At 39.6% G+C, this 16419-nt stretch carries 14 protein-coding genes and 1 pseudogene; 4 read left to right on the forward strand and 11 right to left on the reverse strand.

Annotation, left to right across the window (positions count from 1 at the left end):
* Positions 1–18: 18 nt before the first annotated feature.
* The 3 genes from ileS (at position 19) to rlmB (ending at position 5203) form a co-directional block, all read left to right on the forward strand.
* Complete coding sequence (ileS, locus tag HV560_RS00325; RefSeq protein WP_176811895.1) at positions 19–2835, forward strand: isoleucine--tRNA ligase; 2817 nt, start codon at positions 19–21, stop codon at positions 2833–2835.
* A gap of 206 nt (positions 2836–3041) precedes the next feature.
* Positions 3042–4409 (forward strand): CDP-diacylglycerol--serine O-phosphatidyltransferase, encoded by a 1368-nt coding sequence (pssA, locus tag HV560_RS00330; RefSeq protein WP_176811896.1) that lies wholly within the window; start codon positions 3042–3044, stop codon positions 4407–4409.
* Positions 4410–4459: 50 nt separating this feature from the next.
* Positions 4460–5203 (forward strand): 23S rRNA (guanosine(2251)-2'-O)-methyltransferase RlmB, encoded by a 744-nt coding sequence (rlmB, locus tag HV560_RS00335; protein ID WP_159628518.1) that lies wholly within the window; start codon positions 4460–4462, stop codon positions 5201–5203.
* 83 nt (positions 5204–5286) lie between these two features.
* Here the strand turns inward: rlmB and HV560_RS00340 are convergent, their stop codons facing one another.
* The 5 genes and pseudogenes from HV560_RS00340 to HV560_RS00360 form a co-directional block, all read right to left on the reverse strand.
* Positions 5287–5961: a TerD family protein gene (locus HV560_RS00340; RefSeq protein ID WP_176807364.1), complete on the reverse strand. Its 675-nt coding sequence runs from the start codon at positions 5959–5961 to the stop codon at positions 5287–5289.
* 46 nt (positions 5962–6007) lie between these two features.
* Positions 6008–6583 carry a TerD family protein gene (locus HV560_RS00345; RefSeq protein ID WP_176811897.1) on the reverse strand — a complete coding sequence of 192 codons (576 nt, stop codon included), beginning with the start codon at positions 6581–6583 and terminating at the stop codon, positions 6008–6010.
* Between the two features lie 110 nt (positions 6584–6693).
* Positions 6694–6840 (reverse strand): annotated as a pseudogene (locus HV560_RS00350) (transposase); the annotation flags it as partial.
* A gap of 82 nt (positions 6841–6922) precedes the next feature.
* A complete protein-coding gene (locus tag HV560_RS00355) occupies positions 6923–7207 on the reverse strand; it encodes a hypothetical protein (protein ID WP_176811898.1) in 285 nt (94 codons plus the stop codon).
* On the reverse strand, positions 7194–8204 hold the full coding sequence (locus HV560_RS00360) for a TerC family protein (RefSeq protein ID WP_176811899.1): 1011 nt from the start codon (positions 8202–8204) through the stop codon (positions 7194–7196). The genes HV560_RS00355 and HV560_RS00360 overlap by 14 nt, the downstream gene beginning before the upstream one ends.
* A gap of 151 nt (positions 8205–8355) precedes the next feature.
* Between HV560_RS00360 and HV560_RS00365 the strand changes: the two genes are divergently transcribed.
* The gene (locus HV560_RS00365) at positions 8356–8784 is read left to right on the forward strand and encodes a helix-turn-helix domain-containing protein (RefSeq protein WP_176807368.1); all 429 of its coding nucleotides are present in this window, start codon (positions 8356–8358) and stop codon (positions 8782–8784) included.
* Positions 8785–8877: 93 nt separating this feature from the next.
* Here the strand turns inward: HV560_RS00365 and HV560_RS00370 are convergent, their stop codons facing one another.
* From HV560_RS00370 to prfC, 6 genes are all read right to left on the reverse strand, one after another.
* Positions 8878–10293 carry an ABC transporter ATP-binding protein gene (locus HV560_RS00370; protein ID WP_176812809.1) on the reverse strand — a complete coding sequence of 472 codons (1416 nt, stop codon included), beginning with the start codon at positions 10291–10293 and terminating at the stop codon, positions 8878–8880.
* Positions 10290–11072 (reverse strand): ABC transporter permease, encoded by a 783-nt coding sequence (locus tag HV560_RS00375; RefSeq protein WP_176807369.1) that lies wholly within the window; start codon positions 11070–11072, stop codon positions 10290–10292. The genes HV560_RS00370 and HV560_RS00375 overlap by 4 nt, the downstream gene beginning before the upstream one ends.
* Before the next feature lie 9 nt (positions 11073–11081).
* Positions 11082–12014, reverse strand: a complete 933-nt coding sequence (locus tag HV560_RS00380) for an ABC transporter permease (protein WP_176807370.1) — start codon at positions 12012–12014, stop codon at positions 11082–11084.
* 228 nt (positions 12015–12242) lie between these two features.
* Positions 12243–13829, reverse strand: a complete 1587-nt coding sequence (locus HV560_RS00385; protein WP_238348742.1) for an ABC transporter substrate-binding protein — start codon at positions 13827–13829, stop codon at positions 12243–12245.
* 115 nt (positions 13830–13944) lie between these two features.
* A complete protein-coding gene (locus HV560_RS00390) occupies positions 13945–14706 on the reverse strand; it encodes a phosphodiester glycosidase family protein (RefSeq protein WP_176811901.1) in 762 nt (253 codons plus the stop codon).
* 84 nt (positions 14707–14790) lie between these two features.
* Positions 14791–16371, reverse strand: coding sequence for a peptide chain release factor 3 (prfC, locus tag HV560_RS00395; RefSeq protein WP_176807372.1), 1581 nt, complete (start codon positions 16369–16371; stop codon positions 14791–14793).
* Positions 16372–16419 lie beyond the last annotated feature (48 nt).

Raw genomic sequence — 16419 nt, forward strand, 5'->3', positions numbered from 1 at the left:
ATTATGTACGAGAAAAAAATGACTATTGATTACAAAAACACCTTAAACCTGCCTGAAACAGGCTTTCCGATGCGAGGGGATCTCGCAAAACGCGAACCTGATATGTTAAAAAACTGGTACGACAAAAACCTCTATCAGAAAATTCGTATCGCCTCTAAAGGCAAGAAGACTTTTATTTTGCACGATGGTCCTCCGTATGCGAACGGTAATCTGCATTTAGGGCACGCTGTAAATAAAATTTTGAAAGATATTATTATGAAGTCTAAGACTTCATTGGGCTATGACACGCCTTATGTGCCGGGTTGGGACTGCCACGGTTTACCGATTGAGCTGAAAGTAGAAGGCATTGTGGGCAAGCCGAACGAAAAAATTTCAGCTGCGGAGTTCCGTCAAGCGTGCCGTGATTATGCCAAAGAGCAGGTGGAAGGGCAGAAAGCAGACTTTATCCGTATGGGCATTTTAGGCGATTGGGATAATCCATACCTCACAATGAATTTCAACACCGAAGCGAATATTATCCGAACTTTAGGTAAAGTGATCGCAAATGGTCATTTATATAAAGGTTCAAAACCAGTTCATTGGTGCTTAGATTGCGGTTCTTCTTTGGCAGAAGCGGAAGTGGAATATGAGGATAAAGTATCACCTTCAATTTATGTGCGTTTTGAAGCGGTAGATGCAGCTGAGGTGGAAGCAAAATTCAATGCACAAAGCAAAGGCAGTGGTAAATTATCCGCCGTGATTTGGACGACTACGCCGTGGACGATTCCCTCTAACCGTGCAATTGCAATTAATCCTGAATTAGCCTATGCCTTAGTGCAATTCGGCGATGAGCGTGTGGTACTAGCGGTCGATTTAGTGGAAGATGTTGCAAAAGTAGCAGGCGTGGAAGCCTTTGAAATTTTGGCGACCACTCAAGGTGAAAACCTAGAATTATTACGCTTTAACCACCCATTTTACGAGTTTAACGTGCCATTTATTTTCGGCGACCACGTTACCACCGATGGCGGTACGGGCTTGGTTCACACCGCACCAGACCACGGTGCGGACGACTTTGTCGTGGCTCGTAAATATAATATCGAAATGGCTGGCCTAATTTCAAACGATGGTAAATTTAAAGCAGAAACGCCATTCTTTGCTGGTTTAGGTGTGTTTGAATCGAACGAAAAAGTCGTGGAAAAACTGCAAGAAGTGGGGGCGTTATTAAAATTATCCCGCATTAAACATAGCTATCCACACTGCTGGCGTCATAAAACGCCGATTATTTTCCGTGCTACTCCACAATGGTTTATCGGTATGGAAACCCAAGGCTTACGCCAACAAGCATTAGGCGAAATCAAATCGGTACGTTGGATCCCAAGCTGGGGCGAAGCTCGTATTGATAATATGGTGGCAAACCGCCCAGATTGGTGTATTTCACGTCAGCGTACTTGGGGTGTGCCAATGGCAATGTTTGTTCATAATGAAACTGAAGAACTGCACCCACGCACTTTAGAGCTTATCGAAGAAGTGGCAAAACGTGTGGAAGAAAAAGGCATTCAAGCGTGGTGGGATTTAGATCCAGCAGAGCTATTAGGTGATGATGCGAAAGAGTACCGCAAAGTGCCAGATACGCTTGATGTGTGGTTTGATTCAGGATCAACTTATGCCTCTGTTGTAGAACAACGCCCAGAGTTTAATGGCAAATCTGCTGATATGTATTTAGAAGGTTCAGACCAACATCGTGGTTGGTTTATGTCATCATTAATGCTTTCCACCGCAACTAACGGCAAAGCTCCATACAAGCAAGTTTTAACGCACGGTTTCACCGTAGATGAAAAAGGCAGAAAAATGTCGAAATCACTCGGTAACGTGATTGTGCCAAGTGAAGTATGGAACAAAAATGGAGCGGATATTTTACGTTTATGGGTGGCTTCAACCGATTACACAGGCGAAATTGCGGTTTCACACAATATTTTAAACAGTGCAGGGGAATCTTACCGTCGCATTCGTAATACGGCTCGCTTCTTGTTAGCGAACTTAAACGGCTTTGATCCGAAACGTGATTTAGTTAAACCAGAAGAGATGATCGCTTTAGATCGCTGGGCAGTATCGTGTGCGTTAGAGGCTCAAAACGAGATCAAAGAAGCTTACGACAACTATCAATTCCACACGGTGGTGCAACGCTTAATGCGTTTCTGCTCAATTGAGATGGGGTCGTTCTATTTAGATATTATCAAAGATCGTCAATACACGACTAAAGCAGATAGTCTTGCTCGCCGTAGTTGCCAAACTGCGTTGTGGCACATTTCTGAGGCTTTGGTACGCTGGATTGCACCAATTCTGTCATTTACTGCTGATGAAGTTTGGGGCTACTTACCGCAAGTAGAAAACCGAAGTGAGTTTGTCTTTACCGAAGAATTTTATGACGGTTTATTTACCTTAATTGAGCAAGATAAATTAGATGACGTTTACTGGCAGCAAATCTTAAAAGTACGTTCGGAAGTAAACCGAGTGCTTGAGCAAGCCCGTAAAGACAAAATTATTGGTGCAGGCTTAGAAGCAAAAGTAACGGTATATGCAAATGATGAAATTCGCCGATTGTTAGAACAACTTGGCAATGAATTACGTTTTGTATTAATTACCTCACAAGCTATCATCAAGCCACTTGTTAAATCAGATATTACTGAAGGCGAATTAGCTGGTTTAGCAGTGAAAGTCGAAAATGCAGATGGCGAGAAATGTCCTCGTTGCTGGCACTACGCTACCGATATCGGCAGCCACGCAGATCACAAAGAAATTTGCGGACGTTGTGTGGAAAACGTAGCGAAAGTTGGTGAGAAACGCTTGTTTGCTTAATTGATAAATTGAGTATGTTAGGCAGGGAAACCCCTGCCTTAATTTTTTATAGGGTAAGTGCATTTATACGCAATATAAATTTTCGTTTATTCATTTCACTTGCCTCTATCCAAATGCAGCTTATGTGTGCCGTTAAGCGAAAATCGCTTTATTGCCAATTTCAGTGTAAAATACGTGCCATTGATTGAAAGATCAGGAATTTTAGAATGTTAATTTTAAATAAACAACGCAAAGCCAAACATGTATTGGAAAATTTGCCCTATTTGCCGCAACAAGCGGAGCAGGTGACATTTCTCTCCTCAAGCCAAGCGTTTAAGCAGGAAATTCTCAAGCGGATTGCGTCTGCAAAAAATCGGATTTATTTGACCGCTTTATACTTTGAAAAGGACGAAGCAGGGCAGGAAATTTTAACTGCACTTTATGATGCTAAACGAAGTAACCCTGATTTAGACATTAAGGTATTAGTTGATTGGCATAGGGCTCAACGTGGGCGTATTGGGGAAGTAGAAAATCTTTCAAATGCAGGCTGGTATAATCAGTTTAGCATAGAGCAAAATTTACCCGAAGGCCAAGAAATTGCATTTTACGGTGTGCCGATTAATAGACGGGAAGTATTTGGTGTGCTGCATCTCAAAGGTTTTGTATTTGATGATACGATTTTGTACAGTGGTGCAAGTATTAATAACGTTTATTTACACCAATTCGATCGTTATCGTTACGACCGCTATCACGTAATTAAAAATAAAGCGTTATCGGATAGTTGGGTAGATTTTATTCAACAAAATATATTATCTAGTGAAGTGGTTAAGCGTTTAGATACAGCTAACCGCATGAAAACAAGTGAAATTCGCCCACAAATTAAGGCCTTTCGCAAGCAATTAAGCCGAGAAAAGTATCCGCTTAAAGGTGCTTTGAGAAGTCACGATTTGATGGTTGCGCCATTGTTTGGTTTAGGTCGTCGCAGAAATCAGCTCAACAAAGTTATTGAGGCGTTGTTCTACCAAACAGAACAAAAATTAACGATTTGCACGCCTTATTTTAATTTTCCGCTTTCGTTAAGAACTCGTATTGAATGGTTGCTGGCAAACGGCAAATCAGTGGAAATTATTGTGGGCGATAAAACCGCTAATGATTTCTATACCAAGCCTGATGAAAAGTTTACGATGGCATCAGCATTGCCTTATTTGTATGAAAAGAACTTACGGGCTTTTGCTAAGCGGTTAGATTTTTATATTCAAAATCAACAGCTTACTATTCGTTTGTGGAAAGATGGCGAAAATAGTTATCACCTAAAAGGGGTGTGGGTAGATAACCGCTATATTTTGCTCACAGGGAATAATTTAAATCCGCGTGCGTGGCGTTTAGATGCTGAAAATGCGATTTTAATTTCTGACCCGAAAGCAGAGCTAAGTGAAAAAGCGGAAATGGAGTTGAGCCAAATTCGCCAACATACGCAGGTTTTAAGCCATTATAGCGATTTAGAAGTGCTGACAGATTACCCTGAAAATGTGCGTAAATTGCTGAAAAAATTTGGTAGAGTTAAACTTGATAAAATTGTGAAGATGTTATTGTAGTAGATTTTGTATGGGCGGACCGATGTGTTCGCCCAATTTTAAGGAAAAATATGAGCGAACAAATTTATGGTATTCACGCTGTGAAAGCTTTCTTAGACAATGCTCCAGAGCGTTTAATTGAGGTGCTAGTGCTTAAAGGGAGAGAAGATAAGCGATTAATTCCGTTATTAAATGAATTACAACGTTTAGGCGTTTCAGTGCAACAGGTTAATCGCCAAACGTTGGATAATAAATCACAAGGTGAAGTGCATCAAGGTATTATTGCGAAAGTCGTGCCACAAAAAGAGTTAAACGAACACGATTTAGATGCAATTCTCAGCCAAAAACAGAATCCGTTGCTACTTATTTTAGATGGTGTTACCGATCCTCATAATCTTGGTGCGTGCTTGCGTACTGCTGATGCAGCAGGGGTTGATGCGGTAATCGTGCCAAAAGACAAATCGGCCCAACTGACATCAATCGCTCGTAAAGTGGCTTGTGGTGCAGCAGAGGTAATGCCGCTTATTCGCGTTACCAATCTTGCCCGTACAATGCGTGATTTGCAAGAAACCTACAATATATGGATTGTTGGAACAGCAGGAGAAGCCACGTCTAGTATTTATGAAGCGAAATTAACTGGCTCAATTGCCTTAGTGATGGGAGCAGAAGGAGATGGAATGCGTCGTTTAACTCGTGAGCATTGTGATCAGCTTATCAGCATTCCAATGGCAGGCTCGGTATCATCGCTTAACGTCTCTGTAGCAACAGGTGTTTGTTTGTTTGAAATTGTTCGCCAAAAGCTGGCAATAGAATAAGAAAAAAAGATGAGTGTAGTAGGAGCTTATAGTCAGGATTTGTAATATTATGAAAGTGGCGGGCAAATAACCCGCCTTTCTTATTATTTGGAACCAGATCCCCAATTAAACCCCCAATTATAATAGTGATCGCACTCTTTATGTCCATTGTGGAAAGTGATCTCTTTCCTTACTGACATTTGATTTCCGTGAAACTCAATTGAGGCAATCGCACAGAATGTTCTGGGATCAATTTGTCTACCCATTTCCACGACAATATCAGGCTGGCTAGGCACTTTTACTGTTACTACTGCATCAGATTCCCCCCATCTAGCTACACCCTCATAGATGAAACAGTAAACGATAATTCGTTTAATATATTGAGTTCCTTGCGGATTCACTAAAATATTCTCACCTGAATTATTGCCAGCACCTCGATCATCGCCACAATGCCAAATATAAGGGGCTTCGGTATAGCAACCTTGTCGGGTACGTTGATTTCTAGCTCCTCCTCGATTATGTGAAAATTGTAATCCATCAATCACTGAAGATTGCCCATTATTTAATTCATAATAACATCCTAAATCTAAATCAATATCTTGGCTTTTGTTAAATAGGTTGGCAAATAGCCCACTATTTTTTTTCTGCGTCCAATTTAAATTGATTACAATGTTTTGATTATTACTTTTAGATAAATCAATACTCGTAGAATCTCCCGATTTTTCTAATACGACTTTACTAAGTGATATTTTAGGCTTTTTAGTTACATCAATCGCCATATGCTTTCTCCATAAAAAATGGGTAATTGCTTACCCATTTATCCAATTAAATATTAATACCGTAATTTCTTGCTAATGCGGCTAAACCACCGGCAAAGCCTTGTCCTACGGCACGGAATTTCCATTCTCCGTTATGGTGATAGATTTCACCAAAAATCATTGCTGTTTCAGTTGAAGCATCTTCACTTAAATCAAAACGAGCGATTTCATTATTATTTGCTCCATCTACACAACGAACAAATGCACTAATAATTTGACCGAAATTCTGTTTTCTTGATTCTGCTTCATGAATAGTTACTATAATCGCAATTTTTTCTACCATAGTAGGTAATTTGTCAAGGTGTACAATGATGCTTTCATCATCACCATCGCCAGCTCCGGTACGGTTATCACCCGTATGTTCAACACTGCCATCAATTGATTTCAAATTGTTATAAAAAATAAAATCGGCATCTGAACGTACTTTTCCATTTGCATCCAAAATAAATGCACTAGCGTCTATATCAAATTCTGCACCATCGGTTGTGCGAACATCCCAACCTAATCCAATCACTAATTTAGTTAAATTAGGGGCGTTTTTACTTAGGCTTACATTACCGCCTTTTGATAAAGATACTGACATATAAATTCTCCATTAAGTTGATGAGTAAAAATGCACCTTCATAGAAGGTGGCTTTGCTAAAGCCCCCTAGAAGGGGGCAATTAAAATTCGAATTCATAGAACCCGAATTTTTATATATCTGATAAACGAAGTTGTTTATCTTCTAATTCGTGCTTTTCCTGATATTTCACATACTTCCTTATCATTTCTGCATTGACACCTACGGTGTCTACGCAATAACCTCTTGCCCAAAAGTAGTTACCCCACAATTTATGCCTACGTAATGAGTTTTTTATTCAGGCAAAGCCTTTTAAGGCGATGACCACCTTCATAGAAGGTGGTTTTTAGTTAGCGATAAAATTAGTAGCAATTTTGATTAAACCAGTTAGTTAATTGGTTTAATTTTGCAATATTCTGGTTGTATTGATTCACTTCATATTGAGAATATTGATTAAGCGAACTATGATTTAAATCATTTTCTAACCATTCAGCTTCATTATAAATTTTGACACACTGCTCCATTAACTCATCACTAATTACAGGTACATAGCCACTTGTTGAGGATGTTGGTGGAGTTTTATAAGGTTGCGATAGTGCAGAGCTAGAAACAAGTAACAGGCTTAAGACAAAATTAATTTTTTTCATTATTATCTTTCTCTGGAAAAATAAAGGAAGCCAATACACCAACAGTTAATGTTCCTAACACAATCAATAAACTGGTATTTGGAGAGATATGAATACCTGTATCACCGAATGCATGATTCCAAGATTGAATCCCCATCTTGATACCAATAAAGAAAAGTAAAGCGATAACAGCTTTTTCAAGATGAACCAGATATTTAGTAAGTGCAGCTAAAATAAAGTAGAGGCTACGTAATCCTAGAATGGCAAAAATCATAGCAGCATAAACGAGTAATGGTTCTTGGGTAACTGCAATGACGGCAGGAACAGAATCAAAAGCAAATGCAACATCTGAGGTTTCAATTGCCATAAGGCAGAGGAATGCTGGTGTAGCATAGCGAATCCCTTTACGAGTGACTAAGGCTAAATTTTCTGCACCCAATTCATGATGTTTAACAAAGAAACGTTCTCCAAACAATTTGGGATAAACACGCATTGTTTTCCCGATAAAGCGGACACTCCAATGATTAGAATAGTCTTCAATCTCCTCATCTGACTCATTGTTACTATTGAGCATTTTATATCCACTCCAAATAACAAAAGCAGCAAAAATGAAACCAACATAAGGACTGGCTGTAAATAGGCTTGCTCCAATTACCACAAATATTGCACGAAAAACCAATGCTCCTATAATTCCCCAGTAAAGAATACGGTGTTGCAATTTGCCAGTGATTCCAAATGATGCAAAAATAGCAACAAAAACCATTAAATTATCAATTGATAGACTTTTCTCTAGCACATAACCAGCAAGATAAAGATCAGCGGATTCCTTATTAAATCTCGCCCACAAATAACCATAAAAAGCTACAGCTAGCCCAATCCAAAATAGAGACCAAAGCGAAGCATCTTTAAGCGTAATCTCTTTAGTATTGCGATGAGCAAACAAATCAATGTACACCGAAAAGGCAATAACCCCCAAAAAGACAAGGATTGTTTCGACAGGAAAGCCAAAATTAGCCATAATATAATTCCCTTAAAATTCAAGCATAGCTTGATAAATAAACAAACAAAAACTAGAATCAGTGTAGTTTTTTTCGTTTTACTTAACCACCTAAAAAAGATGGGTAAAATTACACTTTTTATAAGTAAAATTCTCCAAATAGTAGGTATTTATGGAATACAATAAAAAAATTAGGGTATTAAGAGAGATTAGGCAATGGTCTCAGGAAGATATGGCAGAAAAATTGAATATGTCAGTAAATGGTTATGCAAAGATTGAACGGGGAGAAACGAAATTAACACTCAATAAATTAGAACAGATTGCCAATATATTTAATATGGATGCTTTGGAATTTATGCAAAATGCAAATAATGGTGTCTATTTTATGATGAATGAGGTTGTAGATAATAATACAATATATTATGGAACTAACGAAATCTCAGCTATTGAAATTGAGAAGCTAAAATTATCGCTACAATTAAAAGATAATATTATTTTCCATAGTGAGGAGCTTTTAAAAAGTAGAGATCTTTTATTAGAACAGAAACAGAGGGAGATTGATTCATTGAAAGAGATTATTGCATTGTTGAAAGAAAAATAAATGCCTCTTTTAGGAAAGATAATAGGTCAGTTTTGCTGATATTTTGCTAAAAACTGACCGTCTATTGCTTGGTTTAGCTACTTTATAAAATTTTTAATTCAAATAATCTTCTAAATTAATCACCTTATCGCACGATTTCTCAATTAAATACGGATCGTGGCTAACTAAAATTAAGCTACAATTTCTTGCCCTGCATTGGCTTATCAATAATTCAATGGTTTCTTGCTGCGTGATCGGGTCAAGTCGAGAAGTGACTTCATCGGCAAATAGTAACACTGGGTCAAGTAATAAAGCACGCAAAATTGCTACTCGTTGTAGCTCACCACCGGATACATTTTCCGCATTGCGTTGTAAAATTTCTGGGCTTAGAGAAAGTTGTGCCAATAAATTTGGAATTAGTTTGCGATCTAATTTATGTTTATTGATCACATCATCAAGCAAGGTTTGTAGGCTCACATTCGGGGCGAAAGCCTCGGGTGGATCTTGGTAGAGCTTTAATACCTGGTGCTTTTTGTGGCTTTGACTGTGCCATTTTACCTCGCCCGATTTTGGTTTTAGCAAACCACATAACACATCGGCAAGGGAGCTTTTTCCAATACCACTATGCCCCACCATACCTAGCACTTCGCCTTTGTGTAAATCAAAAGAGAGATTGCTAAACAAGGTTTTCTTGCCTCGAGCAACACTCAGATTTTTAACCGAGACAAGCGGTTGTTTTTGGCTCAAATTTTGCAAATCTTGAAATGGTTGCCAATGTTTTGGATCTGCGGCAATTAAGGCTTGGGTATAAGGGTGTTGTGGATTGCTTAATAGAGCTTTTGCCTCGCCTTGTTCCAACAGCTCGCCTTTTTTCATTACCAGTATGTAGCCACTGAGTTGTTCGGCAACTTCAATATCGTGGGTAATGGTTAATAAGCCACCACCATTTTGGTAAGCGGATTTTAACAGTTCAATCACTTTGCCTTTGCTAATTGGATCAAGCCCTTTGGTCGGTTCATCTGCCAGTAAAATTTTTCCACCCGCAGCAGTTGCAATTGCAAAAGAGGCACGTTGAGCCATTCCGCCCGAAAGTTGGTGAGGGTAGCTTTCAACCGATTCACCTAAACCGAGTTTGGCCAAATAGGCTTGGCTCTCCGTTTTCGCTTGAGGCGAAGATTTTCCAGCCACATAGTGAAAGCTTTCCCACAACTGCTTGCCGATTTCCATAATAGGGTTTAGCGAGCGACGAGGTTCTTGTGGCAGCATTACTAAGGTTTTGCCCCACATTTTTTCAATCTCAGATTGTTGGTTAAAATCAATTTTGCAAGTTTCAACAAAAAATTGACCGCTTGCAATAAGCTCTTCAGGTAAAGCACCCATAATGGCTTGAATTAACAGGCTTTTGCCCGACCCAGTTTCGCCTAAAATGGTAATATTTTTGCCTTGTTGCAGTGAAAGTGAAATAGGTTGAACCAGCGTTATACCTTCTTTGGTCTGTACGCTTACATTTTGAATTTCTAGTAACATTATTTCACTCTCCCTGATAATAATTGTAGGCTAAGCACCATCAAAAATACGGCAACTACTGGCTGTAAAAAGATCAGTGGTGCTTCGTAGTAATAAGGGAATAATTCCGTCATCATTAAGCCAAGCTCCGCTGTAGGTGGGCGTAACCCTACACTCACAAAGCCAAGTGTAGCTAGAGCCAAAATCGCGTTGCCGAGTGAAAATGCAGATAATGTGGCGATCATTGGCAGTAAACGAGGTAATAAATGGCGTTTGAAGCTATAAAGCCAGCCCATTCCCATTAAGCGTGAGGCTTGAATTTCCGAACTGTTTGCCATTGTTGAGCTAATGGAACGGATCACACGGAAAAATTCTACCCACATTACCAATGAAATCCCTAAGTAGAGCGTCCAGAACGAACCTGGAGAGAGTGCGGCAAACAGTAACACCAGTAATAAGCCCGGTAGTGCCATCACTAAATCACACATAAAGCTAAAAATGCGATCAATCCAACCACCGAAAAAGCCAGCCATAACGCCAGTCAATAAGCCTGCAATTAAGGCACAACATACGCTAAATAGTGATAAGCCAAAAGAGAGGCGAATTGCAGATGACAGGCGAGCAAGCATATCTCTGCCAAGATGATCGGTGCCGAACCACGCCAACGCATTCGGGGTAGAAAGCGTATTGGTTAGATCCTGAAAGCTGATATCCATTGGATAAAAATAAGGTTGTAGAAATGCAAACCCTAGCATCACCACTAAGATCGTAGCACCTAAATATTGTGAAGTTGAAATTTTCATCTTGATGTCCTATCGCTTAATTCGTGGATCAATCCAAGCACTTAGTAGATCAGCGAGGGTGTTTAGTACAACAAATAATCCGCCCATTACTAAGGCTGTACCCTGAATCATTGGTACATCACGGGCAATAATGGCGTGGACTAATGCGTGTCCGCTACCTGGCCAGGCAAATAAACTTTCTACCACCACAACGCCTTCAATTAAATAGACAAGCTGGACTGCGTGATAGGCAATAACTGGGACGGCAATGTTTGGTAAACCGTGTCGGATAAAGGTTTTCCAAAGACTTAGCCCCTTTAATTGCGAGAATTGGTAGAACTCAGCATTTTTTACTTGCACCATTGCAGTACGGGTAACTCGCACCGAAACTGCACTTAAACCAATCGCAAGAGTGAACGCTGGCAAGATAAAATGTTGCCAACTGCCATACCCACCCGCAGGTAGCCATTTTAGCTGAGCTGAAAAGAGCGTAATTAAGCCAATGGCGATGATAAAGATTGGCAAAGAACGCAATAGTGTGCTCAATACTAATGTCAAGCGGTCAAAAAAATGGTTTGGTTTGCCAGCGGCAAGTAAGCCCAGTGGTGGACCAATAAGGATTGCCAAGATTAATGCTACAATCGCAAGGCTTAATGTATGACCGAATTGGTGCTGAATTTCAGCCCAGACTGGATCGCCTGTTACCAATGATTTACCTAAGTTAAACTGCAACAAATCGCCTAGCCAACTGAAATAGCTTTGCCACCAAGGTTGATCTAATGCTAGCTCGGCACGTACGGCTTCAGCTGCCATACTATCGGCTTGATCGTAACCATAGCGGCTGGCAGCAATACGGTATGCCATATCGCCTGAAAGCTGGCGGGTAAGGATAAAGGTCAATGTGCCAACCGACCAAATAACTAATATTAATTGGGTAAAGCGGCGGAGTAGGATTTTTAGCATAGGATAATTTTCTATTTATACTCTTTTCTTCGTTAATTTCTACTGCCAAATCTCCCCCTCCCCTCTTTGCTAAAGAGGGGGACTATCGGATATAAATTTATACTTTATCTCTATTTTAATTATCCTAATGAAGGACTTGAATTTAAAATTTACTGGAGATCTATCACCCCTCTTTAGCAAAGAGGGGAGGGGGAGATTTGGCAGTATATATTGGCGAAGTACGAGCGGTTATTTACTTAGTTTTTCCAAATAAAATCGTCTTTCAAACGGATCTAGTGTTAGGCCACGAATGCTTTGATGCCCTACAACGGTTTGCTGATCATATACAATCGGAATAATCGGCAATTCATCGTGAATAATTTGGCTGACTTGTTGTTTTAATTGCTTAGCTTTTTCAGGATCGTTTTCCGTTTCAAGCTTTTTCAAGGCTTGATCTAAGTTTTCATTACGCCAATTCATTACTCCCCAATCACTACCGCCATTCGCAAAGTCTTGTACCATTAAAGCAAAAGGATCGAGCGTTTTAGCGTAGTTGAAAGCATAAAGTGCCATCTCTAACGTACCATTTTGATGACCTAGCGGGATTTCACTAAAGTTACCCACTGAAACATTGACATCAACTCCGATTTTTTTCCATTCTGCTTGTAAAATAGTGGCGATAATCGGTAATTCAGGACGATCAGAATAGGTTTTTAAGGTAAATGTAAATGGTTTGTCGTCTTTCGTTAATTGACCTTCTGCATTATATTGATAACCAGAAGCGGTCAAATTTTCTTTAATTTTTGCAATCGTTTCTTCGTGGCTCAAATGAGATTCTGTAGTATTAACTCGCCATTCTGAGAAGGCTTTTGGCAAGATCTGATCTGCCATACCATCTTGAATTTTTAAGATCTGCTCGGCAATTGCTTTGCGGTTAATTGCTTGTGATAAGGCTTGACGAATGGCTAAATCATTAAAAAATGGCTTTGCAATGTCCATTTTTAGCTGAGTAGTACGTGCAATCGATGTATTAATCAATTGTAAATTCGGATCGGCTTTTAAACGAGCCACACTGGCTTTATCTAAATTGAAAACTAATGCAGTTTTATCGCTTTGTGCCATTAAGGTTCGGGTTTCACTACGACTGCTGGCTAAATAATTGGCTTGCTGAAGTTGTGGCTTGTTGCCCCAATATTCGTCAAAACGAAGGGTTTCTAATTTTTGTGGTGCTTCGATTTTAGTCGCTTTGAATGCACCTGTACCGATAACTTGTGCCACATTCCCTTTTTCGTCAAAACTATCTTCTGCTAAAATCAACGTGGTGTAGTGCGTTAAGAAAGATGGGAAGGGTACAAACGATTTGGTTAATTCAAATTGAATTTGATTGCTATTTAATGCTTTAATCTCTTTAATAAAAGCTTTTTGCAGGATGCTTGGCTTTGAAAGTGCAATTTTTAATGATTTTTCGACCGCTTGTGCAGTTAAAGGCTGACCGTTGTGGAATTTCGCTTCACGTAAAGTAAATGTCCAAACACTTGAATCTTCATTAGCCATCCATTTTGTGGCTAAACCTTCTGATAACTGACCTTCAAGATTTGCTTCAACTAAAGTTTCCGCAATATTCATTCGCTGGAAAATCACACCTGATTGGTTTAAATCTAAGCTGTTTAATTCCCAAGGAGCCACTACCGTTACAAGCGGTAATATTTCTGGATTTTTTTGCAACTGTTCATTTTGAGCAGTAGGTTTTTCTACATTTGTTTGTGTATTATTTTTTTCATCACAAGCAGCAACACTGAAGGTGGCTACTGTTAATGGAATTAACCATTTTTTCACTTTATATTTCTCCATAAAAAATTGTAGTTTTAGTTAACAACGGCACTTTAGCATATTTCCATAAAAAGTATAATTATGTGTAGTTGGTTGTTTAATAGGCAAAAATAATTATTTCTTATTGCGGTGATGGCACTATTTTTATACCAAAGTGGTTGGCTACTTTCCGTTCTTCGCTTTGTAAAAACGGTAAAGAATTTACCCTCTTATTATTGATAACCATTGTTGAACTACCGCCACCATCAAGATTAATTGCTTTAGTTAGTTCAAGTTTGTGAGCGACTTCTGCGAGCTCATCTAATGTCACGCCACTAAAGGAGAATTGTCTTCCTTCTACCACAACCAGATAGAGCCAATTTTTCTGTTCATTTAAGCCGATAAGAGTGCGAGGGTGTTTATCGTAAAAAATGCTCTGAGCACAGCCGACTTTATCTGTGTCTGCACATTCAAATTTTTTGCTTTTCGCGTTGTACCAATGCCAGCCACTAATTGCTACTTGCCATTTGGGGTTGGTTGACGTCACTTTATTTTTTTCCTCAATCATACATTGATTTGCTTTATCACAAGCAAATATAACCCGATTTTGCACATCATTATATTTTGACCAGCGTTTGCCCTGACTAATAACTAGGCTAATCGGGGTATAATCTTTCCAGTAAAAGTTGGCATTGATCGCAACGTTAGTTTGATATTTTTGTGCAAACTGAGAAACGGTGGATTGGTTATCGCTTTGTTGAGAACCAATCAGACTGATATTTTTGCAATTTAGATCAACACGGGTAATGTGAAACGGGGATTGGTTTGAATAATCAATACATTGGTCTGTAGCGTGGGCAAAGCTAGTTAGAAAGAGCGATAATAAAATAAAATATCTTTTCACAGGCAAATTTAAGTGTTTTGAATACATCAAATAAGCAGTCGGTTTGCAAAATTTTCTGCAAAATCGACCGCTTGTGTTAAAAGGCTAATGTTCTCTTGTTTTAAAGAAGCTTACATCAGGGTAACGTTCTTGTGCAAGGTTTAGGTTTACCATCGTTGGGGCAATGTAAGTGAGGTTATCACCGCCATCAAGGGCTAGATTTACCTCGTTTTTGCGTTTAAATTCTTCGAGTTTTTTTGCATCGTTACACTCTACCCAACGAGCAGTTGCTACATTCACGGTTTCGTAAATAGCTTCTACGTTATATTCTGATTTAAGACGTGAAACCACGACATCAAACTGTAGCACACCGACCGCACCCACAATTAAATCATTATTAATAAGTGGGCGGAAAACCTGCACCGCACCTTCTTCTGAAAGTTGAACTAAACCTTTTAATAGCTGCTTCTGTTTTAGCGGATCTTTCAAACGAATGCGGCGGAACAGTTCTGGTGCAAAGTTTGGAATGCCTGTAAATTTCAAGTTTTCGCCTTGCGTGAACGTATCGCCAATTTGAATTGTGCCGTGATTATGTAAGCCGATAATATCGCCTGCGTAAGCTTCTTCAGCGTGAGTACGATCGCCAGCCATAAAGGTTAAGGCATCAGAAATTACCACGTCTTTGCCGATGCGGACGTGTTTTAACTTCATTCCTTTTTCATATTTGCCTGAAACCACACGCATAAAAGCAACACGGTCTCGGTGTTTAGGATCCATATTCGCTTGGATTTTAAACACGAAACCGCTGAATTTTTCTTCGCTGGCTTCAACGGTGCGAATGTCTGACTCACGAACTTGCGGAGCCGGAGCCCATTCGGTTAAACCATCTAAGAAATGGTTTACGCCAAAGTTACCTAACGCCGTTCCGAAGAACACTGGGGTTAATTCACCTTTGATGAAGGCATCGTGATCAAATTCGTGCGAAGCACCTTGCACCAATTCCAACTCATCACGTAGTTGTTGCGCTAAATCATCACCAACCGCTTGATCTAACTCTGGGTTATCAAGCCCTTTAATAATACGCACTTCTTGAATGGTATGCCCTTGCCCAGTTTGGTAAAGATAAGTTTCATTGTTATAGATATGATAAACTCCTTTGAATAATTTGCCACAGCCAATGGGCCAAGTGATAGGCGCACATTTAATTTTTAATACGCTTTCCACTTCGTCTAATAATTCCATTGGATCACGAATATCGCGGTCGAGCTTGTTCATAAAGGTCAAAATTGGCGTATCACGCAGTCGGGTCACTTCCATCAATTTAATCGTACGTTCTTCAACCCCTTTTGCTGAGTCGATAACCATTAAGCAGCTATCCACCGCTGTTAAAGTGCGATAAGTATCTTCCGAGAAGTCTTCATGCCCTGGGGTATCTAAAAGATTGACTAAGCATTCGTTGTAAGGGAACTGCATCACAGAGGTGGTAATAGAGATACCACGTTGCTTCTCCATTTCCATCCAGTCCGATTTTGCGTGTTGTGCGGAACCTTTACCTTTTACCGAGCCTGCGGTTTGGATCGCATTTCCGTAAAGCAACACCTTTTCGGTGATAGTTGTTTTACCTGCATCGGGGTGAGAGATAATCGCAAAGGTGCGACGTTTATTAACTTCTTGTGGATATGACATAATGTTCTCGTGTATAGGTTAAAACGTAGGGGCGAATTATTATTCGCC

Origin of the sequence: Mannheimia pernigra, from assembly GCF_013377995.1 — a bacterium.
Taxonomy (GTDB): domain Bacteria; phylum Pseudomonadota; class Gammaproteobacteria; order Enterobacterales; family Pasteurellaceae; genus Mannheimia; species Mannheimia pernigra.

Bases quoted from the DNA above. Each gene is read 5' to 3' on its own strand.
- prfC (WP_176807372.1), bottom strand. From the start codon at position 16,371: ATGTCATATCCACAAGAAGTTAATAAACGTCGCACCTTTGCGATTATC.
- ileS (WP_176811895.1), top strand. From the start codon at position 19: ATGACTATTGATTACAAAAACACCTTAAACCTGCCTGAAACAGGCTTT.
- HV560_RS00365 (WP_176807368.1), top strand. From the start codon at position 8,356: ATGGAATACAATAAAAAAATTAGGGTATTAAGAGAGATTAGGCAATGG.
- HV560_RS00345 (WP_176811897.1), bottom strand. From the start codon at position 6,583: ATGTCAGTATCTTTATCAAAAGGCGGTAATGTAAGCCTAAGTAAAAAC.
- rlmB (WP_159628518.1), top strand. From the start codon at position 4,460: ATGAGCGAACAAATTTATGGTATTCACGCTGTGAAAGCTTTCTTAGAC.
- HV560_RS00380 (WP_176807370.1), bottom strand. From the start codon at position 12,014: ATGCTAAAAATCCTACTCCGCCGCTTTACCCAATTAATATTAGTTATT.
- HV560_RS00375 (WP_176807369.1), bottom strand. From the start codon at position 11,072: ATGAAAATTTCAACTTCACAATATTTAGGTGCTACGATCTTAGTGGTG.
- pssA (WP_176811896.1), top strand. From the start codon at position 3,042: ATGTTAATTTTAAATAAACAACGCAAAGCCAAACATGTATTGGAAAAT.
- HV560_RS00340 (WP_176807364.1), bottom strand. From the start codon at position 5,961: ATGGCGATTGATGTAACTAAAAAGCCTAAAATATCACTTAGTAAAGTC.
- HV560_RS00355 (WP_176811898.1), bottom strand. From the start codon at position 7,207: ATGAAAAAAATTAATTTTGTCTTAAGCCTGTTACTTGTTTCTAGCTCT.
- HV560_RS00360 (WP_176811899.1), bottom strand. From the start codon at position 8,204: ATGGCTAATTTTGGCTTTCCTGTCGAAACAATCCTTGTCTTTTTGGGG.